Source organism: Ruegeria halocynthiae (genome assembly GCF_900106805.1).
GTDB lineage: Bacteria > Pseudomonadota > Alphaproteobacteria > Rhodobacterales > Rhodobacteraceae > Ruegeria > Ruegeria halocynthiae.
The window spans coordinates 142,597-164,077 of sequence record NZ_FNNP01000005.1; the positions used below are offsets into that span (position 1 = coordinate 142,597).

24 protein-coding genes are annotated in these 21,481 nt (G+C 54.9%); 12 read left to right on the forward strand and 12 right to left on the reverse strand.

Translation table 11 applies throughout. The features are described 5' to 3' along the window. Positions 1–354, forward strand: a complete 354-nt coding sequence (locus tag BLU89_RS14290; protein ID WP_074737514.1) for a YbaN family protein — start codon at positions 1–3, stop codon at positions 352–354. Here BLU89_RS14290 and BLU89_RS14295 read toward each other — a convergent pair. From BLU89_RS14295 to BLU89_RS14325, 7 genes are all read right to left on the reverse strand, one after another. Further along, positions 344–1,237, reverse strand: coding sequence for a ParB/RepB/Spo0J family partition protein (locus BLU89_RS14295; RefSeq protein ID WP_074737515.1), 894 nt, complete (start codon positions 1,235–1,237; stop codon positions 344–346). The genes BLU89_RS14290 and BLU89_RS14295 overlap by 11 nt on opposite strands. Positions 1,238–1,257: 20 nt before the next feature. Continuing rightward, positions 1,258–2,061, reverse strand: a complete 804-nt coding sequence (locus BLU89_RS14300) for a ParA family protein (protein ID WP_074737516.1) — start codon at positions 2,059–2,061, stop codon at positions 1,258–1,260. Further along, on the reverse strand, positions 2,054–2,677 hold the full coding sequence (gene rsmG, locus BLU89_RS14305) for a 16S rRNA (guanine(527)-N(7))-methyltransferase RsmG (protein ID WP_074737517.1): 624 nt from the start codon (positions 2,675–2,677) through the stop codon (positions 2,054–2,056). The genes BLU89_RS14300 and rsmG overlap by 8 nt, the downstream gene beginning before the upstream one ends. Then, entirely contained in the window at positions 2,674–4,542 is a 1,869-nt protein-coding gene (mnmG, locus tag BLU89_RS14310; protein ID WP_074737601.1) for a tRNA uridine-5-carboxymethylaminomethyl(34) synthesis enzyme MnmG, read from the reverse strand. The genes rsmG and mnmG overlap by 4 nt, the downstream gene beginning before the upstream one ends. 12 nt (positions 4,543–4,554) lie before the next feature. After that, on the reverse strand, positions 4,555–5,841 hold the full coding sequence (gene mnmE / locus BLU89_RS14315; RefSeq protein WP_074737518.1) for a tRNA uridine-5-carboxymethylaminomethyl(34) synthesis GTPase MnmE: 1,287 nt from the start codon (positions 5,839–5,841) through the stop codon (positions 4,555–4,557). 31 nt (positions 5,842–5,872) lie between these two features. Continuing rightward, complete coding sequence (gene rho, locus BLU89_RS14320; RefSeq protein ID WP_074737519.1) at positions 5,873–7,144, reverse strand: transcription termination factor Rho; 1,272 nt, start codon at positions 7,142–7,144, stop codon at positions 5,873–5,875. Between the two features lie 126 nt (positions 7,145–7,270). Continuing rightward, positions 7,271–7,720 carry a CopD family protein gene (locus tag BLU89_RS14325; protein WP_074737520.1) on the reverse strand — a complete coding sequence of 150 codons (450 nt, stop codon included), beginning with the start codon at positions 7,718–7,720 and terminating at the stop codon, positions 7,271–7,273. Between the two features lie 404 nt (positions 7,721–8,124). On the opposite strand from BLU89_RS14325, the gene BLU89_RS14330 reads away from it, so the two are divergent. Genes BLU89_RS14330 through dnaQ form a run of 4 tightly spaced genes read left to right on the forward strand, consistent with a single transcriptional unit; the run spans position 8,125 to position 10,859 of the window. Further along, entirely contained in the window at positions 8,125–8,724 is a 600-nt protein-coding gene (locus tag BLU89_RS14330) for a Maf family protein (RefSeq protein ID WP_074737521.1), read from the forward strand. Beyond that, a complete protein-coding gene (locus BLU89_RS14335; RefSeq protein WP_074737522.1) occupies positions 8,721–9,554 on the forward strand; it encodes a shikimate dehydrogenase in 834 nt (277 codons plus the stop codon). Before BLU89_RS14330 ends, BLU89_RS14335 begins: the two co-directional genes overlap by 4 nt. Then, complete coding sequence (gene coaE / locus BLU89_RS14340; RefSeq protein WP_074737523.1) at positions 9,551–10,144, forward strand: dephospho-CoA kinase; 594 nt, start codon at positions 9,551–9,553, stop codon at positions 10,142–10,144. Before BLU89_RS14335 ends, coaE begins: the two co-directional genes overlap by 4 nt. Further along, positions 10,137–10,859, forward strand: coding sequence for a DNA polymerase III subunit epsilon (gene dnaQ, locus BLU89_RS14345; RefSeq protein ID WP_074737524.1), 723 nt, complete (start codon positions 10,137–10,139; stop codon positions 10,857–10,859). Before coaE ends, dnaQ begins: the two co-directional genes overlap by 8 nt. A gap of 25 nt (positions 10,860–10,884) precedes the next feature. Here dnaQ and secB read toward each other — a convergent pair whose 3' ends face one another. Together secB and BLU89_RS14355 are read right to left on the reverse strand one after the other, a co-directional pair. Continuing rightward, positions 10,885–11,388 carry a protein-export chaperone SecB gene (secB, locus tag BLU89_RS14350; RefSeq protein WP_074737525.1) on the reverse strand — a complete coding sequence of 168 codons (504 nt, stop codon included), beginning with the start codon at positions 11,386–11,388 and terminating at the stop codon, positions 10,885–10,887. A 54-nt stretch (positions 11,389–11,442) separates the two neighbouring features. Beyond that, positions 11,443–11,943, reverse strand: a complete 501-nt coding sequence (locus tag BLU89_RS14355) for an FxsA family protein (RefSeq protein ID WP_074737526.1) — start codon at positions 11,941–11,943, stop codon at positions 11,443–11,445. 108 nt (positions 11,944–12,051) lie between these two features. On the opposite strand from BLU89_RS14355, the gene BLU89_RS14360 reads away from it, so the two are divergent. From BLU89_RS14360 to BLU89_RS14370, 3 genes are read left to right on the forward strand one after another with little or no spacing between them, the layout of a single operon-like run. Then, positions 12,052–12,711: a Tim44/TimA family putative adaptor protein gene (locus BLU89_RS14360; RefSeq protein ID WP_074737527.1), complete on the forward strand. Its 660-nt coding sequence runs from the start codon at positions 12,052–12,054 to the stop codon at positions 12,709–12,711. Continuing rightward, positions 12,708–13,748: a murein transglycosylase A gene (gene mltA, locus BLU89_RS14365; protein ID WP_074737528.1), complete on the forward strand. Its 1,041-nt coding sequence runs from the start codon at positions 12,708–12,710 to the stop codon at positions 13,746–13,748. The genes BLU89_RS14360 and mltA overlap by 4 nt, the downstream gene beginning before the upstream one ends. Further along, positions 13,748–14,335, forward strand: a complete 588-nt coding sequence (locus tag BLU89_RS14370; RefSeq protein ID WP_074737529.1) for a Smr/MutS family protein — start codon at positions 13,748–13,750, stop codon at positions 14,333–14,335. Before mltA ends, BLU89_RS14370 begins: the two co-directional genes overlap by 1 nt. Positions 14,336–14,419: 84 nt before the next feature. Here the strand turns inward: BLU89_RS14370 and BLU89_RS14375 are convergent, their stop codons facing one another. From BLU89_RS14375 to BLU89_RS14385, 3 genes are read right to left on the reverse strand one after another with little or no spacing between them, the layout of a single operon-like run. Next, complete coding sequence (locus BLU89_RS14375; protein ID WP_074737530.1) at positions 14,420–15,250, reverse strand: amidohydrolase family protein; 831 nt, start codon at positions 15,248–15,250, stop codon at positions 14,420–14,422. 3 nt (positions 15,251–15,253) lie between these two features. Next, positions 15,254–16,279: an aldo/keto reductase gene (locus BLU89_RS14380; RefSeq protein WP_074737531.1), complete on the reverse strand. Its 1,026-nt coding sequence runs from the start codon at positions 16,277–16,279 to the stop codon at positions 15,254–15,256. Then, entirely contained in the window at positions 16,276–17,097 is an 822-nt protein-coding gene (locus tag BLU89_RS14385; protein ID WP_074737532.1) for an IclR family transcriptional regulator, read from the reverse strand. The genes BLU89_RS14380 and BLU89_RS14385 overlap by 4 nt, the downstream gene beginning before the upstream one ends. 127 nt (positions 17,098–17,224) lie before the next feature. Between BLU89_RS14385 and BLU89_RS14390 the strand changes: the two genes are divergently transcribed. From BLU89_RS14390 to BLU89_RS14405, 4 genes are all read left to right on the forward strand, one after another. Continuing rightward, entirely contained in the window at positions 17,225–18,544 is a 1,320-nt protein-coding gene (locus tag BLU89_RS14390; protein ID WP_074737533.1) for a type 2 periplasmic-binding domain-containing protein, read from the forward strand. 77 nt (positions 18,545–18,621) lie between these two features. Next, positions 18,622–19,512, forward strand: coding sequence for a carbohydrate ABC transporter permease (locus BLU89_RS14395; RefSeq protein ID WP_074737534.1), 891 nt, complete (start codon positions 18,622–18,624; stop codon positions 19,510–19,512). 3 nt (positions 19,513–19,515) lie between these two features. Beyond that, positions 19,516–20,379 carry a carbohydrate ABC transporter permease gene (locus BLU89_RS14400; RefSeq protein ID WP_074737535.1) on the forward strand — a complete coding sequence of 288 codons (864 nt, stop codon included), beginning with the start codon at positions 19,516–19,518 and terminating at the stop codon, positions 20,377–20,379. A 4-nt stretch (positions 20,380–20,383) separates the two neighbouring features. Then, complete coding sequence (locus BLU89_RS14405) at positions 20,384–21,481, forward strand: ABC transporter ATP-binding protein (protein ID WP_074737536.1); 1,098 nt, start codon at positions 20,384–20,386, stop codon at positions 21,479–21,481.

The window sequence follows — 21,481 nt, forward strand, 5'->3', positions numbered from 1 at the left end:
ATGCAATATCTCTGGGCTGGATTGGGGTTGCTATGTGTCGCGCTGGCTATGATCGGGATTGTCTTGCCTCTGCTCCCAACGGTACCATTTCTGCTGTTGGCAGCTTTTTTCTTCGCCCGCTCATCATCCCGATTGCACAATTGGCTGCTGAGCCACCGTACCTTCGGGCCTATGATTGTTAACTGGCAAAGCTCGGGCGCCATAAGCCCGGGTGCAAAAAGGGCAGCCACCCTATCGATCGCCGCCGTGTTTGGCCTGTCGGCTTTGCTTTCTGTGCCATCACATGTCCTGATTATTCAGGCGATTGTGTTAAGCGGGGTCATGACTTTTATTTGGACCCGGCCTAACGGCTGAGTTTGGCGCAGAGATCATCCAGCTGATCAAGATTTTCATATGCCAGCACCACTTGCCCAGCTTCTGACCCAGCCTTGTGATTGATGGTCACCTTCATCGCCAGAATCGCCGACAAATCCTTCTCAAGTGCGCGCGTGTCCGCATCTTTTCCCACATTTAAGTTTCTCGACTTTGGCGCCGCCTTTTCGGGCCCACCTTGTTGCTTCTTAACCAGCGCCTCTGTCGTGCGCACTGACAACCCCTCACGAACAACCTGTTTGGCCAGTTCCGAAGGATCTTCTGCTGTAATCAGCGCCCGTGCATGACCTGCGGATAATTTACCTTCGATCACCAATGTCTGTACGTCCATCGGCAAGGATAACAGCCGCAACAAGTTGGCAATATGACTGCGGCTTTTGCCCAACGCCTCGGCCAGCTTTTCTTGCGTGTGGCCAAAACGATCCATCAATTGCTTGAAACCAGCCGCTTCTTCCACTGCATTCAGATCTGCCCGCTGAATGTTTTCAATAATTGCAATCTCAAGAACTTCTGTATCATCGAATTCCCGAACAATGACTGGAATATCATGCAGTTGCGCCATCTGAGCCGCTCGCCAGCGTCGCTCGCCCGCCACGATTTCATATTGACCACCCGCGATGCTCCGGACGATCAGCGGTTGGATAATGCCCTTTTCCTTAACCGAGGACGCAAGCTCATCCAGTTGCTCCTGCGCGAATCTACGTCGCGGCTGATCGGGGTTTGCCTGCAGCTTTTCGATCGGGACCGTAAGATCCGGACGGCGAGATTCGGATAAAATACGACCTTCCGCTTCGGGGGCTACGTCTGCCATAAGAGCCGATAATCCACGACCCAATCCGCGGGGTTTTCCTTTTCTGGCGTTCATTTTGCCCTCCTCACAGCCACTTAAATGGCGACTTTGTTGTTCTTGTGCATAATCTCCCGGGCCAGATGCCGATATGCCATCGCCCCAAGCGAACCCGAGTCATACTGCAAGACCGGAAGCGCATAAGAAGGCGCCTCGCTGACCCGTACGTTTCTGGGTATTTTGGTTTTAAATACCATCTCGCCCAGATTGTCACGCGCGTCCTTTTCGACCTGCCGGGACAAGTTGTTGCGGTTGTCATACATGGTCAACACAACACCTTCTATTCTGAGGTCAGGATTCGCAGTTTGGCGCACCTCACGGATAGTCAGCATCAGTTGCGACAAACCTTCCAAAGCAAAGAACTCACTCTGCAACGGCACAAGCACGGAATGTGCGGCAACCATGGCGTTTACGGTGAGCAAATTCAAAGATGGCGGGCAATCAATCAGGACAAAATCAAATTCAAACGCATCGATAGCGGTTTGACGCAGCGCATCATGCAACAAATAGCTGCGTTTCTCATTTGAAAACAGCTCAATATCAGCCGAGCTGAGGTCGACGGTGGCCGGAACTACAAAAAGATTACTGATTTCAGTCTCCTGCACCACAGCTTCCAGCGATGCATCGTCCAATATCAGATCGTATGTCGTCCAGTCTCTGTCTTCAACACCCAGCCCAGTTGAAGCATTGCCCTGAGGATCAAGATCAACCACGAGCACTTTACAGCCAGCCTCGGCCAGCCCGGCCGCCAAATTAATTGCTGTAGTGGTTTTTCCAACTCCGCCCTTCTGATTGGCAACCGCGACAATCCGAGGCCCGGTAGGACGAGACAGATCAACCACGTGTAACTCCTTTAATTTTCAGAATAACAGATTGGGGCTCCGTTAAACTTGTAATCGGTTCGACTTCGAAATTCCATTCCTTGCGCGCAGAGGCAAGTTCTTTTTCCCAGCTCGCGCCTTTCGGCAACAATGCAGTACCATTTTTACTTAAGTGTCTGTCACAAAAAGACATTAATGTTGTTAGATCAGCCAGCGCCCGCGCCGAAAGAACATCCGCGCCCAGCGAGTCAAGCATCTCGATCCGTTTTGACATCACGGTGCAGGTAACGCCGCATTCACGGGCAACATTTCTAAGAAAAGCAGATTTTCTTTGGTCACTTTCGATCAGTGTAAAGTGTGTATCTGGCGCAGATTCGACTGCCAGGATGGCACACACCATACCGGGAAAACCGCCTCCACTTCCCAAATCTACCCAATGGCCCACCGGTTCGGCGCAGCGGAAGACTTGAATGGAATCCAGAATATGACGAACCCAAATATCTTTAATGCTGTTACGCGACACCAGATTAATTTTTGGGTTCCAACGCTCAAGCAGTGAAACATATCTGGAAAGCCGCTCGAATGTTTCACGTGAAACATCCAACGCCTCAGTTGTTGCGGCATTCAGGCTATTCATGCCTCACGTGCTTTCACATCGCGTCTGAGCTTTGCCAACACCAAGGTCAGCGCGGCAGGAGTTACACCTTCAACCCGACCCGCCTGCGCAATATTGGCAGGCTTGGCCAGCGATAGCTTTTGCTTCATCTCCGCCGACAGACCATCAAGTGCAAAATAGTTGAAATCGCGGGGAATTTCATGCGCTTCATCACGTTTCATCGCTTCAACATCACGCTGCTGCCGGGCAATGTAGTTGGCATACAACGCATCACGCTCAACCTGACGGCGGATTTCACTATCGACGCCCGCAAGACTGGGCTCGAGTGGGATCAAATCTTCAAATGTCACATTGGGAAACGCCATAATTGCCATTCCGTCGCGCCGGTTTCCATCCTGATTGACGCTGATTCCGGACGCCCGAATTTCCTTCGGAGTATAGGTTCGCGCCGTTAGCTTGCTTTTTGCGGCTTCCAGCTTTTCGATTTTTCTACCAAATACCGCACAGCGACTTTCACTAACACAGCCAAGATTTTTACCCAAAGGTGTCAGTCTCTGATCGGCATTGTCTGCGCGCAATGACAATCTGAACTCTGCTCTGGAGGTAAACATTCTATATGGCTCAGAGACCCCGCGAGTTGTAAGATCATCTATCATAACGCCAATGTAGCTGTCCGAACGCGTGAAGTGTATTGGTTCGCAAGCTTGAACCTCAAGCGCGGCATTCAATCCCGCAACAAGGCCTTGCGCGGCCGCCTCTTCATATCCAGTGGTCCCATTGATTTGGCCCGCAAGATAGAGCCCGGGAACATCAGGCACAGATAAAGATGCTGTCAGGACACGTGGATCAACATAATCATATTCGATGGCATAGCCAGGCTGCATAATCTTGGCGTTCTCCAACCCTAAGATCGATCGGACATATTCAACCTGAACGTCTTCTGGCAGAGATGTTGAGATCCCGTTTGGGTAAACCGTGTGATCCTGTATGCCCTCGGGCTCCAGGAAGATCTGATGGGAGTCCTTATCAGCGAATCGCACGATCTTATCTTCGATCGAAGGGCAATACCTGGGACCGACACCATCGATATGCCCACCGTACATGGCTGATCGTGTTAGGTTTTTCTCAATGATCTCATGCGTCTGTGAATTAGTATGTGTAATGCCGCAGGAGATTTGTGGGGCTATTACTGAAGTGGACATGAACGAAAAAAGGGTGGGCTCAACGTCGCCATCCTGTCGTTCCAGAATATCCCATTTGATAGTCCGCCCATCCAGACGTGGTGGCGTACCAGTTTTCAACCGCGCCATAGGCATTGCAAACTCATCAAGGCGCCCGGCCAATTTGATGGATGGGCGATCCCCCATCCGACCTCCGGGCCTGGAGATGTCTCCGATATGAATTACACCTCGTAGAAACGTACCGGATGTTAAGATTACCGTTCTAGCCGGGATTTCGGATTCATCCGACAACCTGATCCCAGCCACGCGACCCCCGTCCATCAGAAAATCAACTACTTCTCCGGTGATCACCGACAGATTATCTTGTTTCTGAGTCATCTCCGCCATCGCAGCCCGATACAAGGCACGGTCGGCTTGCGCTCTAGGGCCTTGGACAGCAGGGCCTTTACGTCGGTTTAACAAGCGGAACTGGATACCTGCGCGATCCGCCACCCGCCCCATTACGCCATCAAGCGCGTCGATCTCTCGGACCAGGTGCCCTTTACCCAGACCGCCTATGGCGGGATTGCAAGACAGAACTCCGATATCGCGTTCGGATAGTGTGACCAATGCTGTGTTCGCGCCCATACGTGCTGCGGCATGTGCAGCTTCGGTACCTGCGTGTCCGGCACCAATGACAACAACATCAAACTTCGAATGTTTCACGTGAAACACTCCCTACTTTCCCAGGCAGAAACTTGCGAAAATTTCATCCAGAAGGGTTTCGACATCAATCCTACCAACCAGAGACTCAAGTGATCGAATTGCCGAACGCAATTCCTCTGCCGCTATATCATACATATCTGGCCCCGATTCCAGAACCGCTTGTGCAGAAGCAAGGGATTCGACGGCCTTTGTCATTGCAATCCGATGGCGTTCTCGCGTTGCAATACCATGGCTGGTAGCTCTGCTACTTAACACACACGATATGTCGTCTATCAGTCTATCAATACCTTGCCCGGTCTTTCCAGATATTCCGCCGTCAGCGGCAGCCCGCAAATCTGATTTCGGAAGGACATGAATGTCGTCTATCTGCCTGGACACACCCAACAAGCCGGGACTATCCGTCAGAAAAACCCTCAGATCCGCGGCATCCGCACGTTTGCGAGCCAGTTCAATCCCAAGATTCTCGACATGGTCCTCCGTTTCCCGCAAGCCTGCCGTATCCAACAAGGTTACCGGCAATCCGGCCAGATCCATTCGAACTTCAATCACATCGCGGGTGGTGCCGGCATATTCCGATGTAATCGCGGCCTCTCGCCCCGCCAGAGCGTTCAGTAATGTCGACTTTCCCGCATTTGGAAGGCCAACAATAGCCACCTCAAAGCCAGATCGAATCCGCTCTGCAATCCGAACACCAATTGCTTCGCGGGTCAGCTCGTCCATAACACCAGAGGTCAGCATTCGGACCTCGGGCGTTACATCTGTTGGAACTTCTTCATCTGCAAAGTCAATCACGGCTTCCAGCAAAGATGCCGCACGGATCAGATCCCGGCGCCAACCTTCAGCTAACGTACCCAGCGCACCTGCCAAAATAATCTGAGCCTGTTTCCGCTGCGCTTCTGTTTCCGCGTCGATCAAATCGGCAAGACCTTCGACCTGCGCCAGATCCATTTTGCCGTTTTCTAAAGCACGACGTGTGAATTCGCCCGGTTCCGCCAGACGAAGATCATCCATGTCCGATAGACATCCCAACACAGCGTTAACCGACGCCAGACTGCCATGAATCTGCAACTCGGCCACATCTTCGCCAGTAAAGCTAGACGGGGCCTGAAAGGTCAGAACCAAGCCCTCATCCAGCCGTGATCCGTCAGGTGCGCTGAGTGTTCGCACACACATCCCGCGAGGTGGTAAACCACCTCCGGCCAGGGCATTGGCAGCGCAATGCGCTTGCGGACCGGACAGTCGGATGACCGCAACGCCTGCTTTACCCTGGGCGCTGGCCAGGGCGAATATCGTATCCATGAATAGCCCCCGCGTCAGTGCCGGACCTGTGTCAGGTGTTCATTGAATCGAAGAATTCACCGTTCGTCTTGGTCTGTTTCAGCTTCGACAACAGGAACTCGATCGCATCGGTTGTTCCCATCGGATTGAGAATGCGGCGCAGAACGAAGGTTTTTGCCAGATCACCCTTGTCGACAAGCAGATCCTCTTTCCGGGTACCGGATTTGAGGATGTCGATGGCCGGGAACACGCGCTTATCTGCGATCTTACGATCCAGCACGATTTCCGAGTTACCCGTGCCTTTGAATTCTTCAAAGATAACTTCGTCCATCCGGCTGCCGGTATCGATCAGTGCGGTGGCGATGATGGTCAGCGAACCACCCTCTTCAATGTTCCGGGCCGCACCAAAGAACCGCTTGGGGCGTTGCAACGCGTTAGCATCCACACCACCGGTCAGAACTTTACCCGAGGATGGCACCACTGTGTTAAACGCCCTACCAAGTCTTGTGATCGAATCGAGAAGAATAACAACATCTCGTTTATGTTCGACCAATCGCTTGGCTTTTTCGATGACCATTTCCGATACGGCCACGTGGCGCGTAGCGGGTTCGTCGAAGGTCGAAGACACAACCTCACCCTTCACCGAGCGCTGCATGTCTGTCACCTCTTCCGGGCGTTCGTCGATCAGCAGGACGATCAGATAACACTCGGGATGGTTCTGTTCGATCGAATGCGCGATATTCTGCAGGATCACTGTTTTACCAGTCCGCGGCGGCGCAACGATCAGAGAACGCTGGCCTTTACCAATCGGCGATACCAGATCGATTACGCGGGCAGACTTGTCCTTGATGGTGGGATCTTCGATCTCCATCTTCAAACGCTCATCGGGGTACAGCGGTGTCAGGTTATCGAAGGCAACCTTGTGCTTGGCTTTCTCAGGCGCTTCAAAGTTGATCTTGGTGACCTTGGTCAGCGCGAAGTATCGCTCGTTCTCATCGGGGGCTTTGATATCGCCTTCAACCGTATCCCCGGTGCGCAGCGAGTGCTGGCGGATCATATCCGGCGAGACATAGATATCGTCCGGACCGGGCAGATAATTCGCCTCGGGTGAGCGCAAAAAGCCGAAGCCATCCTGCAAAACCTCAAGCACACCGTCGCCGCCAACAACCCAGCCCTCATCCGCGCGTTCACGCAGAATCTGGAACATCATCTCGCCTTTACGCATGGTCGAGGCGTTTTCGATCTCCAGTTCTTCTGCCATCGCCAGAAGGTCTTTGGGGCTTTTGGCTTTCAGATCGGCCAGATTCAGAGTTTCAGTTGTCATGATTATACGAACCTCGGCCGCTTGGATCGCGGCACCAGAGTGGAATTTCAGATCGGAAGATACCTCGCCCGGACGGGCGTGTTGCTTTCTACATAGATGTCTCCATCGGTGGAGTCAAATAGGCCCTCAGAACTTCAGAACGACCGCCAGGACGATGGTAATCATCAAAATAGTGGGAACCTCGTTCATCATGCGAAATTGCCGCCCAGTGAGCGTATTTTGCCCCTCAACGAAGTCTTTGCGCCGTGCCATCAGCCAATGGTGAAACCAGGTCATTCCAATCACAGCAGCGCCTTTGACCCAGGGCCACGTCCAATCCCAGCCCACGATACCGGGGGTGAACACCATGATCAGACCACAGATCCAGGTGACGATCATCGCCGGCCGCATGATAACGCGCAAAAGCTTATCTTCCATTTCAAAGAATATTTGCTCCGCGCCATTCACGGCCTGTGCCTTTTCCACGTGATAGACAAACAGTCTGGGCAGATAGAACAGCCCTGCCATCCATGAGATCACAGCCATGATGTGCAGGGATTTCACCCATGGGTATATTACGTAAAGAATATCGGTCATCGGGCTTTCCGGATTTGCCTGAGACCCTCCCTATTAAAAAAAATAGAAAAGAAAAAGGATGATGGTTTTGTAGGGAAGCCAAAATCCGTGGATTACTTATTTGTCCTGAACTTTTCCCCAAGTGGACAGAAAAACCCGTAGTATACGCTGATCTGCTAATATCAAAAATAATTGTTTAATAACAATATATTAATTACTATCTAGGTTATGGAATCTGTGGATAACCCGTTGAGGAACCCAGAGCAAGTTGGTTATCCGACGCGCCTGACTTATCCTTACCCCGGCTGGACAGTATTGGGGCGACTCGGGGAAGTTTGGCGCAAAATTCCCGGGGTTGCGTGTCAAGCGGAAAGCCATACAAACCGTTCAAGACTGCTCAACGATTTGCACACGGGGTTTTCCACATGACTGTCCCCATACTTCTTGCCTCGGGCTCTTCTATCCGGGCGCAGCTGCTGGAAAATGCAGGTGTGCCGTTTTCGGTTCAGATTGCTAGGGTTGATGAAGAAACCGCCAAACGCGCCTTGCTGGCCGAAGGTGCAACACCCCGTGATATTGCCGATGCGCTGGCTGAGATGAAAGCACGCAAGATCAGCGACAAAGTTTCGGGCGCCATGGTTCTGGGTTGCGATCAGGTGTTGGATCTCGAAGGGCAGTTGCTGTCGAAACCCGAAACGCCGGAAGATGCGCTGGCACAGCTCAAAGCCATGCGAGGCAAGAGACATATGTTGCTGTCTGCCGCGGTGATCTATCAGGATGGCGCGCCGATCTGGCGTCACGTCGGTCAGGTGCGTTTGCGGATGCGGGCCAGTTCGGATGCCTATTTGCGTGACTATGTGGCGCGAAACTGGGACAGCATTCGCCATGCAGTTGGGGCCTACAAGCTGGAAGAAGAAGGAGTGCGCCTGTTTGCCACCATTGACGGCGACTATTTTAACGTCTTGGGTATGCCTTTGCTGGAGCTGCTCAATTTTCTGGCCGTGAAGGGAGTGATCGATCAATGACGGACCATCGTATTCCACTGGCCGGAGTAATCGGGCATCCCATAGCGCATTCCAGGTCACCCAAGCTGCATGGTCATTGGCTGAAAACCTATGGGTTGGCTGGGCATTATGTCCCGATGGATGTGACGCCCGCCGATCTTGAATCTGTTTTGCGCACTTTGCCCAAAGCCGGGTTTGTCGGTGCCAATGTGACCGTGCCGCATAAAGAGGCCGCGTTGCGTCTGGCAGATCACGTCTCGGACCGCGCCTCGGTCATCGGTGCGGCGAACACGCTTGTCTTTCGTGAAGACGGTTCGATTCATGCGGATAACACGGATGGGTACGGGTTCATGGCAAATCTGCGCATCGGTGCGCCGGACTGGAGACCACAGGATGGGCCAGCGGTTGTATTTGGTGCGGGCGGTGCAGCGCGGGCAGTGTTGCAGGCACTGGCAGAGGCCGGAGTGCCCGAAATCTTGTTGTCCAACCGCACCCGTACCCGCGCTGATCATCTGAAAGAAGAGTTCGGGCAACGGATTACGGTTGTTGACTGGGTGCAGGCGGGCAACGTGATTGAGAATGCCGAACTGGTGGTGAACACTACGTCGCTGGGAATGCAGGGACAGCCGGAATTGCGCGTTCCTCTGGATGGGCTGCAGCCCGGAGCTGTGGTCACGGACTTGGTTTACGCGCCGCTTCAAACGCATCTTTTGCAGCAGGCTGAAGAGGCGGGATGTACCACTGTCGACGGTCTGGGGATGTTGCTGCATCAGGCTGTTCCCAGTTTTGAACGTTGGTTTGGCGTCCGCCCCGAAGTGGATGCCGAAACCCGGGCGGCGGCCCTGGCATGAGCTTCTCTCTCGGGCTCACCGGGTCGATTGGGATGGGCAAAAGCACGACTGCTCAGATGTTCGTAGATGAAGGTTGTGCGCTTTGGGATGCGGATGCGGCAGTGCATCGGCTTTATGCTAAGGCCGGAGCAGCGGTTGAGCCCATGCGGAACGCCTTTCCAACCGCCATTGTTGAGTTTTCGGTTAGCCGTGAGGCGTTAAAGCAGATTATTGCGAATGATCCGGGCGCATTGAAAACGATAGAAAATATCGTACACCCTCTTGTTGCGATGGACCGCGCCGCGTTTCAGGATTCATCGTCTGCCGATATTCTGGTTTTCGACATTCCGCTGTTATTTGAAACCGGCGGTGATGCTGCAATGGATGCTGTTGCCTGTGTTTCGATCCCATCTGATGAACAAAAACGCCGAGTCATGGCGCGCGGTACGATGTCCGAGACACAGTTCGAGCAGATCCGGGCCAAACAGATGCCAAACAATGAAAAATGTATGCGGTCGGATTTTGTGATTGTCACAGATACTCTGGACCATGCCCGCGCGCAGGTGCAGGATATCGTCAGGCAGATAAGGGCGGGGATGGCAGATGCGTGAGATTGTACTCGATACCGAAACCACCGGGTTTGATCCCGAAAGCGGCGATCGGATTGTCGAGATTGGGGCGGTTGAGCTGTGGAATCACGTGGCCACGGGTGAGACATATCACGTGTATATCAACCCCGAACGGTTGATGCCGGAAGAGGCGTTTGGTGTGCACGGCATTGGCCCGGATTTGCTGGAAAACCCGCGCCCGCCTGAAAAGGGCGAGGTCACGCTAAAAGATAAACCGGTCTTCGCCAAGGTTGGTCAGGGGTTTCGCGAATTTGTGGGTGACGACAAATTGGTGATCCACAATGCCTCATTCGATATGAAGTTTCTGAACGCCGAACTGAGGTGGATGGGTGTGTCACTGATTCCCATGGATCAGGCGATCGACACGCTGGCCATTGCGCGTAAACGGTTTCCGGGATCCCCGGCTTCGCTGGATGCGTTGTGTCGCAGGTTTGGTATCGACAATTCGAACCGGGTGCTGCACGGCGCGCTTCTCGACTCTGAAATCTTAGCCGAGGTTTATCTGGAACTGATCGGAGGACGTCAGCCTGATTTCGGTCTGTCGGCGACCACAACCGCTGCGTCCGGAGGCGGAGAGGATTGGCGCCCAACGGCACGATCCAGCGCACTGCCACCCGGGATCACCGAGGATGAGCGCGCAGCACATCAAGAATTTGTGGAAAAACTGGGCGAAAACGCCCTGTGGGCCCGCGCCTGACCCAAGCCAGGCACGGGTCGATGTCTCAGGCTTCGGTTTTTTGTGCCTGTGCGGCGGCCTGACGGCGGGCCAGCTCGTTGCGATAAAGCGCCACGAAATCAATGTTGTCCAAGTTAACCGGCGGATAACCACCATCGCGGGTTATGTCGCTGACGATGCGGCGCAGGAACGGGAACAGCATACGCGGGCATTCGATCATCAGGAATGGGTGCATCTGATCTTCGGGTACGCCTTCCACGTGGAACAAGCCACAATAGTCGATCTCGCACAGAAACAGAACGTCTTCCATACCTTTGGCTTTGGAGGTCAGCTTCAGCTTGATCGATACTTCGTACTGATGATCGGTCGCGCGCTTTTTTGCATCCAGATTGACCTGAACCGAAATCTCGGGCTGCACATCACCCGAAACGCTTTTCTGCGCCATGACGTTTTCAAAGGACATATCGCGAATGAACTGTCCCAGAACGCGCATCTGGATCTGTGGGGCAGCCTGTGCGCCAGTGTTTTCTTCGGGGCTTTCGTCAGCCATTAATCTTCTCCGGAAATGAAATTCGCCACTGCTTAGCAAGTTGAGCGGGGTAGCTCAATGCTGGTGCGGGCCTTCTACCCATTTCGAAGGTTTTGCGGGGTCTTGGCGCGGGCGGACTTCGGAAAACTCTCCGTCAATCACATCGTCCTGGTCAAAAGGATTTGGACGTGATCGAAATTGCGCGCCGGTGCCCATCTGGAAATGCGTGATAGTGGCCTTTGATTTGAGATAGCGAAACACCGCAACCCGGATGCCCGGGATCAGCAAGGCAAAACCAACCGCATCGGTAAAGAAGCCCGGGGTCAGCAGCAACACACCAGATAAAAGGATCATCGCGCCATGGGCCAGCGGCTCGGTCGGGTCATCCAGTTCAGCGAAGGATCGCTGTAGATTGGCCAATGCCATGCGACCTTGTGTCCGCACCAAAAAAGTACCTAAAACTGCCGTCAAAACGACAATTGCAAGCGTTGGCCACAGGCCGATCAAACCGCCAACCTGTATGAACAGGGCGATCTCGATGATCGGAACCAGTAAAAAAGCCAGGAACAAGTACATTTGCGGTATCCTTTAGCATGTGCCGGGCTGTGGACTTGCACCCGAGTGTCACCTACATAGTGACAGAGGGCAGCGTATACAAAGCCCGGGTTCTGAAAAGAGGACGAAATGAACTCACCCCTGATCCAGCTTCTGGTGCTGGCCGGAATTGCCGTTTTCCTTATCCTGCGCCTGAAAAACGTGTTGGGTACACGTGAAGGTTTTGAAAAGCCGCCGCTTCAGCAGCAGAATGATACCAATGGCGCGCGCCGTGATTTTGAAGTGATCGACGGCGGGCCGGATCACGACATCACAGACCATGTGGCCGAAGACAGCGAACAGGCGCAGACTTTGGCTGCCATGAAGCGGGTCGAGCCCAGCTTTTCCGTCGGCGAATTCGTTCAGGGTGCGCGCGGTGCTTATGAGATGATCGTAATGGGTTTCGAAAAGGGCAATCTGGATGAGATCCAGCCCTTCTTGTCCGAAGAAGTGTTCGACAGTTTTGTCTCGGTTGTTGCGGATCGTGAAGACAAGGGCCTGACCATTGAGGCTGAATTTGTCGGTGTGCGCGAAACCACTCTGGCCGATGCTTCGTTCGACAAGGACTCCAATCAGGCCGAGATTACCATGCGCTTTATCGGTGAGCTGACCTCGGTCGTGCGTGATCGTGGTGGGGATGTCATCGAAGGCAGTCCCAACACCATCAAACGCCAAAAGGACAGCTGGACCTTCGCCCGTGTCATGGGCGCGGACGATCCGAACTGGCTGCTTGTCGCCACGGACGCATGATTGCAGCGCTCCGGTCGCTTTTACTGGGGGTCGTCATGACCACTGCCAGCGCCGCCGGAGCTGAGGCGACGCGATCCATCCTGTCATTCAATGACCTTGATGGCTGGGCTGCCGACGATCACGAGGCAGCCCTTTCGGTTTTCCTGAACACTTGCGGCGATCTTAAAGACCCGGATTGGCAGGCGTTGTGTGGCGTGGCACGATCATACAAGCCCGAGGCCGCGCGGTCGTTTTTTGAGCTTTTCTTTCGCCCCGTTCTGGTCGAAGACGGCAATGACGCGATGTTCACGGGGTATTTTGAACCGGAACTTGATGGCGCCAAATCACCAACCGGTAAGTACCGCTATCCGCTCTACCGGATACCGCCAGAAGCGCGTGAGGCCGATCAATGGCTCAGCCGTCGTGAATTGCTGACCGGTGATGCGATGACAGGCCGGGGGCTTGAGATCGCCTGGGTCGATGACCCGGTTGAGCTGTTCTTTCTGCAAATTCAAGGCTCTGGTCGTATTCGCCTGCCCGACGGTAGTGCACTGCGGGTGGGTTATGGTGGTGCAAACGGTCACCCCTATCGATCCATTGGTGCGGAACTGGTACGTCGGGGCACGCTCGGCGCGCATGAGGTCAGCGCGCAGATGATCCGCGCCTGGGTGCGCAATAATCCTGAAGCCGGCGCCGAGCTGCTGTTTCACAACCCCTCGTATGTTTTCTTCCGCGAGGTGACACGGGTCGCGCCCGAGTTTGGTCCTTTGGGTGCGATGAACCGTTCGGTCACCACCATGCGCAGTATCGCAGCCGATCCGGCATATACGCCCTTGGGGGCTCCGGTCTGGGTTGAGAAGGATGGCAAAAACCCGTTGCGGCGATTGATGATCGCACAGGATACGGGTTCGGCGATCAAAGGCGCGCAGCGGGCGGATATCTTCTTTGGCACCGGGGATGAGGCCGGGCAGGCCGCCGGTCGCCTGAAAGACCCGGGCCGGATGGTGCTGCTGCTGCCGATCCAGCGGGCTTATGCTCTGTTGCCGGATGAGTTCTGATGACACGGCGCAAACTGACTTCGGACGAGATCGATCTTTGGCGCAAGGTCGCGAAACAGGCCGAGCGGCTTCACCCCGAAATTCCACAGACGGTGCACCCGACCACACTGCCTAAGCCCAAACCGACCAAATCCCCCAAAGCGCGGATCGAAACATTCGAACTGGGTCAGACCGTGCCAGCCAAATCCACGCGACATAGTTTGAAGCCCTCTGTTACCGAAGGTCTGCGGGCGAGCCCGGTGCAGATGGATACTAAGGCTTTTGGTCGCATGAAGCGTGGCAAGCTGAAGCCTGAAGGCAAGCTTGACCTGCACGGGATGCGCATGAACGCAGCCCATCCCGCATTGGTGCGGTTCGTCCTGTCGGCGCAGGCGCAGGGCAAGCGGCTGGTTCTGGTCATCACCGGCAAGGGTAAGGATCGGGATGAGCCCGGCCCAATTCCGACGCCGCGCGGAGTATTGCGGAATCAGGTGCCTCACTGGCTGTCCATTCCACCGCTTGCACAAGCGGTGTTGCAGGTGACACCCGCGCATATAAGCCATGGCGGTGATGGGGCATATTATGTCTATCTCAGGCGCGCCCGCTAGCAAGAGCAAGACCGTCGTTCATTATTTTGAGGAACCGGCTGCATAGTCAGCCGAACATGATGCCCAGGTCAGACTAAAGCGATATCAGATTTTTAGCCGGTAGGCGCGTTTGGCGTTGCCGCCCATGATCGCGCTTATTTCGGAGGCGTCGCACGGGGATAAAAGATCATCTGTCGTTTCACACCATCGCTGATAGCTGCAGGCGAGTGTGCAGACCGGCCAGTCGCTGCCCCAGATCAACCGGGTCGGGCCGAAGGCGCCAAGCAAGTGATCAACATATGGGCGTAAATCATCCACGGACCATTCCGGTATTGCTTCGGTGACAAGCCCGGACAGTTTGCAATAGCAGTTTGTGTCGCGCGCCAATGCGGCCATATCCTCGGCCCAACCCATGAATATACCATCCCGGATATAGGGTTTTGATCCATGATCAATTACCACCCGCATTTCAGAGTGACGCGATAGTAATGTGCTGAGATTTGCCAGGTGCGGTGGCAGCGTCAGGGCATCGAATGTCAGGTCTTCAGATACTATCGCCTCATAGGCCGGGGTCAGTGCTTTGCCGAGCATCCAGTCGGGGTTGGCGATGTTCTGGATCATGGGACGAACCCCCACGAATTTCGGATGCTTAGCCAACCGGCCGAGCGTTGCCGCCGCGTCCTGAGTCTCGAAATCTACCCAGCCCACGACACCCTTGATGAAATCCGTGTTCTCCGCGAGGGTCAGCAGGTATTCGGTTTCGGCCACCGTCGGTGCCGCCTGAACCAGAACTGTGGCATCGATTTGCGCGGCGCTCAGAAGAGGTTCGAGATCCTCGGGCAGAAAATCACGATAGATATCCCCAAGTTCTGGTGTCAGCCAGCCATAGTCGGTTCGAGCCGTGGTCCAGAAATGCTGATGAGCGTCGATACGCATGTTTCATGCATCCTTATATGGGTTGTTCTCAGGGGTGGGCGCGGTTTCGTGCAGCAGACCTAGTTCGCGCAAATCCCGCCAGAACGCGGCGGATATCTTTTCGCTGGTCCACTGCAATGTCTGGGTCAGTTCATTGCTGTCACGCAGCCCGGGGATGACTGAGACCACAGCTTTGTGCGCCAGCGGGAATTGCAGCGCGGCGGCGGGCAAAGACACATCGTGCCTGCGCGCGCAGGCGCGGAGTTGTTGCAGTTTGTCGGCAACTTCGGTGGGAATGGAGGAATAATTCCAGGTGTCACCACCAACAAGGGCGCCCGAGTTATAAGGGCCTCCGATGACGACCGAGGTCTCGGTTGCCAGGCATTCCGGCAACAGATCATCCAGCGCCATCTGTTCCAGCAGCGTATAACGACCCGCCAGCAGGAACATGTCCCAATCGCCAAACTTCAGAGCCTCGCGGCAAACGGCCGTTTCGTTGACGCCGAGACCGATCGCCCTGATCGCTCCGCTTCGACGCAGCTCGTCCAGCGCGCGATAGCCGCCATCCCGTAACACCTTGAGGTGGTTGGCATTGTCCTCGGCGGTATGCGTGAACTCTCCGATGTCGTGAACAAACAGAATGTCGATCCGGTCGAGCCCCAGCCGCTGCAGGCTGTCTTCGTAGGACCGCATGATCGCGTCATATCCATAGTCGTATTCCGGCGTGAACGGCAGGGGGTCAGGCCAGCCCATTGCGCCGGGATCGGTGTGCATTCCGGGCCTCAGCAATCGGCCGACCTTGGTTGAAAGAATGTAGTTCTTGCCGCGCAGCGCATCCCCGACGGCGCGTTCCGACCGGCCAAACCCGTAAAACGGAGCCGTATCATAGTATGTGTAGCCGTGCCCCCAGGTCCTGGCCATCATTTCAGCGGCGGCTGCATTGTCATTTGCCCGCAACAACCCACCGAGGGGTGCTCCGCCAAAGCCAAGTACCGGTAGCTTCATTCGACCGTTGAGCAAGCTGCGCATCGGAATAGCATTTGTAGTCATGCGCCGATATCCTCTGGGATCGCTTTGCCGTGAAAGTAGTTGGTCAGCTGGTTTGCAACATCTGAAAATACTTGTTCTGTTTCGTCGATCGACGCGGTCTTCATGTTGTCCACGCGTTCAAGATACGGGCAGCTAAGAGCGGCGACTATTTCCCCGGACGGGTTAAAGATCGGAAAGCTGAGATTGGTGACCCCGACAAGCGTGTCCGACTGATTGCGATAGAACCCGGCATTTCGGATGTCCTGCAATTCTGATTGGAATATCTGCCTTTCCAACTCAGGTTCACCCAAAGCTGGTTGGTGAAGGCGGATCAGTTCCTCGAGCTCATTTTCGGACCGGAACGCAGCCAGAACCCGACCTGTGCCAGTGTTCCAAAGCCCGATGACAGAGCCGGTGCGAATGGCAAGGCCCCAGTTTCCGGGCGCTTCAATTGAAGACACGATGACAATGCTGCCACTGTTCTCCATCCCAATCTGACAGGATTGCCAAACCTTGTTCGTCGCGCGCCGCATGAGTGGCGTCGCCACTTCCAGAAGGCGAACGATGGGCGAGTATCTTTGCGCGGTCGCGAACAGCTTCAGGCTCAGACTGTACCCCTCACCCGATTGCGTTCTGGAAACGTAACCGTGCTGGACCAGGGTGGCCAGCATCCGGAAGATCTCGTTTTTGGAACGTCCCAAGGCCCGTGCAATCTCGGACTGGGTCATCGGGTCCTGAGTGGTCGACAAAAGCTCCAGTATCTCAAGACCCTTTTCAAGGGCAGGGGCTTTGTACTTTGGGTCGGCCTGCGGAATGGCGGAGTTAGGGTGTTTGTTCATGTTGCAATTCTTTGCGCACCATTTTTGGAAATTCAAGTGTTGATTTCTATGTGAAACTAAGTTTTAAATATGAGCAACGAGTGGCTTCGGCAGGAGCTTTGCTAGAATACTACTGGGAGGATCGAACATGAAACCAAATATTTACAATGGCTTGGCGGTTACTACGGCTTTGGTTGCTGTAATGGACTCAGCGGCAGCCCAGGACTATGGAAGCTATCCGGGCGTCACAATCGAAGCCAAGTTCATCGGCGGTCAGCAGTACGAAGGTCTGTATGGCCGCATCGCTGATTGGGAGGCTCTGACGGGCGCGACCGTCAATATTCTTTCCAAGAAAAGCCACTTTGAAATTGACCGTGAAATCAAGTCGGACATGGCGGCGGGCACCACTGATTGGTGCGTCGGGTCGAACCACATCTCCTTCGCGCCGCAATACGAAGGTCTTTATGTCGATCTGAATTCGCTGGTACCTGCAGAGGTTCTGGCGGAATTCGTTCCCGGCAATATCGATGCCTCCACCGTGGGTGGCGAACTGCTGATGCTGCCGCGTGCGCAATTCGATGTATCCGTGCTTTACTATCTGAAGTCGAACTACACCGATGCCGACAAAGCAGCGGCATTCAAGGCTGAATACGGTTACGATCTGGCCGTGCCGGAAACCTGGAATCAGGTGAAAGATCAGGCAATATTCTTTTCCGATCCGCCGAACTTTTACGGCACGCAATATGCCGGAAAGGATGAGGGCGTTGTTGGTCGCTTTTATGAAATGTTGGTCGCGGAAGGTGGTCAATACCTGAACGATGACTATACCCCGGCATTCAACTCGGAAGCCGGAGTGCGCGCATTGCAGTGGTTCGTTGATCTTTACGAAGCGCAAGCCGTACCAGCCGGTACGACATCCTATGTTTGGGATGATCTGGGTCAGGGCTTTGCGTCCGGCAGCATCGCGCTGAACCTGGATTGGCCGGGCTGGGCGGGCTTTTTCAACGACCCTGAAAAATCGAAAGCCTCAGGAAACGTAGGCGTGGCAGTGCAGCCGATGGGCTCCGCGGCGCGCACGGGCTGGGCAGGACTGCATGGGTTCTCTGTTACAAACGACTGCGCAGACAAAGAGGCCGCCGCCTCTCTGGTCATGTTCCTGACAAGTGAAGAAAGCCAGCTGGCAGAATCTTCGGGTGGATCATTGCCGTCCAGGACGGCCGTTTGGGAGGCTAATCTGGAGGCCGCTTCAAACGGCGATGACCCCTACCGCGCCGAGTCGTTGGCAGCGTTTGCCGAAGGGGCAAAATACGCGTTTGCCGTTCCGGCCATTCCGGAATGGGTGGAAACAACAAACATTGTCTTCCCGGAACTCCAGGCCGCGATTGTTGGCGACAAGACCGCCAAACAAGCGCTGGATGATGCAGCGGCCGCCGTAGATGAGCTGATGCAGGATGCGGGTTATTACTAAAACCCCGTGACCGCAGGCATGGTGGGGAGAAGTCCCCACCTGCCAATCATTGAGTATCAAAAAAACCGAGGGTCGAAATGCGCCGCCGCTTACCCGAGTGGTTTGTCCTGCTGCTGCCTGCATTCGTTGTAGTTGCCGCTGTGGTTCTAATCCCACTCCTGTTTTCACTGTATTCCAGCTTTACACCGTACAAGCTTACGCGGCCATCGACGCTGTGGACCTGGATCGGTGAAAGAAACTATGAACGCATTTTGACAGACTGGAAATTCTGGGCCGCCTTTGGCCGCACGGTTCTGTTCCTGACCATCGCGCTGAATCTGGAATTGCTCTTTGGCCTTGGTATCGCGCTAATGGTCAACAAGGTGACACGGGGCCAGCGCACGTTGCGTACCGTTCTCATGTTTCCAATGATGTTTTCACCCATTCTCGTCGGGTTTCAGTTCAAATTCATCTTCAACGACAACGTTGGGTTGGTGAACAATGTGCTGCAATCACTTGGGTCTGATGCCGCGTTGCCATGGCTGGTGGATGGCAATCTGGCGATGTTCTCGATCTTGTTTGCTGAAATCTGGATGAGCACATCCGTTTTTGCGATCCTGATCCTTGCGGGTCTGTTCGCCATGCCCCGCGACCCGCTCGAGGCTGCCAAGGTCGATGGTTGCACCCCGTGGCAGAGCTTTCGGCACATTACCCTGCCTTTCCTTATGCCGTTTATCTATATCGCGATGACCATTCGCTCGCTGGATGTGGCGCGCGCCTATGACATCGTGCAGATCATGACGGGTGGCGGGCCCGCACGCCGGACCGAACTTCTTTGGACATTGATGAGCCGCACCGGCTATGTGGACGCCAAGATGGGGCTGGCCAATGCGATGGGCTACGTCTCTATCCTGCTTTCGATCGCCTTCACGATCTTCTTTTTTCGCAAGCTCAGCGCCGCGCGTGCTGAATTGGGTATGGGGGGATAACCGATGGATCGCAACAAAACCCACAGAAACCGGCGCCGTGTACTTAAAGGTCTGCATTTCTTTGGCCTCTTTCTGGTGATGTCGATCATCTGCATTCCGGGGCTTTGGATAATCCTGAACAGCTTTCGCCCTACAGTCGAGATTATGGCTAAACCCCCGGTTTGGAGGCCGAGCTTTACGCTGGAACACTACCGCGCCATGTTTGGCGGCGCAGGGCAAGGGGGCGTGCCAGTTTTCTCATACCTCTGGAACTCGATTGTCATTTCGGTGACATCTACCCTGATCGCCGTTCTCATCGGGATGTCTGGTGGCTATGCATTTGCGCGCTACCGCTTCAAGGGTAAATCAGGGTACTTTGTCGGGCTTATGCTGTTTCGCGCGGTCCCCGGCGTGGCGCTGTCGCTGCCCTTGTTCATCGTCTTTGCCAAGGTTGGCATTATCGACACGCATTTTGGGCTGATCCTTGTTTACGTGGCTATGAACGTGCCGTTCACGATATGGCTGACCGACGGGTTCTTCCGCCAGATCCCGAAAGAGCTGCACGAGGCGGCCGAGATCGACGGCTGCACCCGTTGGCAGGCTTTCTGGAAGGTCGAATTTCCGGTGGCTCGTTCGGGCGTGGCCTCGGCAGCGATCTTTGCATTCCTGACATCGTGGAACGAGTTCGCGCTGGCCTCGCAGCTGACACGCTCGGTGGATTCGAAAACCATGCCCGTCGGATTGCTGGATTTCACCGCCGAATTCACCATCAACTGGGGTGGCATGTGCGCTTTGGCGGTTCTGATGATCCTGCCTGCGCTGATCCTGACCTTCATCGTCCAGAAACACCTGATTGCCGGCCTGACATTCGGCGGCGTCAAAGGATAAGAATATGACAGAAGTTACTCTTTCCAATGTCATCAAACGCTATGGAGTACACCAGGCGGTTCACGGCATTGATCTAGATATCGAAGACGGAGAATTTGTTGTGCTGGTCGGCCCTTCGGGTTGCGGCAAGTCGACAACATTGCGGATGATTGCCGGGTTGGAAGACATCTCGGGTGGCGAGGTGTCCATCGGCGGGCGGGTGGTGAATGACCTGCCGCCGCGGGAACGCAATATCTCGATGGTGTTTCAGAACTATGCGCTGTACCCGCACATGAGTGTACGCGAGAACTTGGGTTTCTCGCTGCATATTGCAAAACGACCGGCCGCAGAGATCAAAAAGGCTGTTGATGAGGCTGCGGCCATTCTGGGCCTGCAAGAGCTGATGGACCGCAAGCCCGCTGCTTTGTCGGGTGGCCAGCGGCAGCGTGTTGCCATGGGCCGCGCGATTGTCCGGCACCCGGATGTGTTCCTGTTCGACGAACCCCTGTCCAACCTGGACGCGAAACTGCGCACGCAGATGAGGGTTGAGATCAAGAAGCTGCACCAGAAGGTCGGCAACACGATCATCTATGTGACCCATGATCAGGTCGAGGCGATGACGTTGGCCGATCGTATCGTTCTGATGCGGGATGGTCACATCATTCAGGTTGGCACGCCGCTGGAATTGTTCAACACGCCCGTAAACACCTTTGTCGCAACTTTCATCGGCTCTCCGCCGATGAATCTGCTGGATGGTGTGGTGACCGAGAACGGAAATGTTCGGCTGGGCGATGGGCAAGAGCTTCCCGTTCCTACGGCTGCACGCGCAGGCGTACACGTGGGTCAGCAGGTCAGATACGGGTTTCGCGCAGACAATCTAAGCCCCGTGGGCCACGGGGTCGCTGAGGATGGCGATATCGCCGAGATTGATCTCAGGATCGACCTGTCGGAACCGCTGGGCACCGAAACGCTTTTGTTCGCGGTACTTGCCGGGACCGAAATACAGGGCAAAATGCTGAACCCGCGCCCCGTCACGCCGGGGGAACGCATGACCTGCCGATTGGCGTTGGAAAAGGCCCACATCTTTGATGCCGAAACAACAAACGTGATCCGGAGTAGCTGA

Coding starts and splice junctions, on each gene's coding strand:
- BLU89_RS14375 (WP_074737530.1), bottom strand. CDS start 15,250: ATGCGTATCGACGCTCATCAGCATTTCTGGACCACGGCTCGAACCGAC.
- BLU89_RS14380 (WP_074737531.1), bottom strand. CDS start 16,279: ATGACTACAAATGCTATTCCGATGCGCAGCTTGCTCAACGGTCGAATG.
- BLU89_RS14400 (WP_074737535.1), top strand. CDS start 19,516: ATGGATCGCAACAAAACCCACAGAAACCGGCGCCGTGTACTTAAAGGT.
- BLU89_RS14370 (WP_074737529.1), top strand. CDS start 13,748: ATGACACGGCGCAAACTGACTTCGGACGAGATCGATCTTTGGCGCAAG.
- BLU89_RS14335 (WP_074737522.1), top strand. CDS start 8,721: ATGACGGACCATCGTATTCCACTGGCCGGAGTAATCGGGCATCCCATA.
- BLU89_RS14360 (WP_074737527.1), top strand. CDS start 12,052: ATGAACTCACCCCTGATCCAGCTTCTGGTGCTGGCCGGAATTGCCGTT.
- BLU89_RS14325 (WP_074737520.1), bottom strand. CDS start 7,720: ATGACCGATATTCTTTACGTAATATACCCATGGGTGAAATCCCTGCAC.
- BLU89_RS14330 (WP_074737521.1), top strand. CDS start 8,125: ATGACTGTCCCCATACTTCTTGCCTCGGGCTCTTCTATCCGGGCGCAG.
- BLU89_RS14385 (WP_074737532.1), bottom strand. CDS start 17,097: ATGAACAAACACCCTAACTCCGCCATTCCGCAGGCCGACCCAAAGTAC.
- coaE (WP_074737523.1), top strand. CDS start 9,551: ATGAGCTTCTCTCTCGGGCTCACCGGGTCGATTGGGATGGGCAAAAGC.
- mnmE (WP_074737518.1), bottom strand. CDS start 5,841: ATGGATACGATATTCGCCCTGGCCAGCGCCCAGGGTAAAGCAGGCGTT.
- BLU89_RS14355 (WP_074737526.1), bottom strand. CDS start 11,943: ATGTACTTGTTCCTGGCTTTTTTACTGGTTCCGATCATCGAGATCGCC.
- secB (WP_074737525.1), bottom strand. CDS start 11,388: ATGGCTGACGAAAGCCCCGAAGAAAACACTGGCGCACAGGCTGCCCCA.
- BLU89_RS14405 (WP_074737536.1), top strand. CDS start 20,384: ATGACAGAAGTTACTCTTTCCAATGTCATCAAACGCTATGGAGTACAC.
- mltA (WP_074737528.1), top strand. CDS start 12,708: ATGATTGCAGCGCTCCGGTCGCTTTTACTGGGGGTCGTCATGACCACT.
- rsmG (WP_074737517.1), bottom strand. CDS start 2,677: ATGAATAGCCTGAATGCCGCAACAACTGAGGCGTTGGATGTTTCACGT.
- BLU89_RS14395 (WP_074737534.1), top strand. CDS start 18,622: ATGCGCCGCCGCTTACCCGAGTGGTTTGTCCTGCTGCTGCCTGCATTC.
- rho (WP_074737519.1), bottom strand. CDS start 7,144: ATGACAACTGAAACTCTGAATCTGGCCGATCTGAAAGCCAAAAGCCCC.
- dnaQ (WP_074737524.1), top strand. CDS start 10,137: ATGCGTGAGATTGTACTCGATACCGAAACCACCGGGTTTGATCCCGAA.
- BLU89_RS14390 (WP_074737533.1), top strand. CDS start 17,225: ATGAAACCAAATATTTACAATGGCTTGGCGGTTACTACGGCTTTGGTT.
- BLU89_RS14290 (WP_074737514.1), top strand. CDS start 1: ATGCAATATCTCTGGGCTGGATTGGGGTTGCTATGTGTCGCGCTGGCT.
- BLU89_RS14295 (WP_074737515.1), bottom strand. CDS start 1,237: ATGAACGCCAGAAAAGGAAAACCCCGCGGATTGGGTCGTGGATTATCG.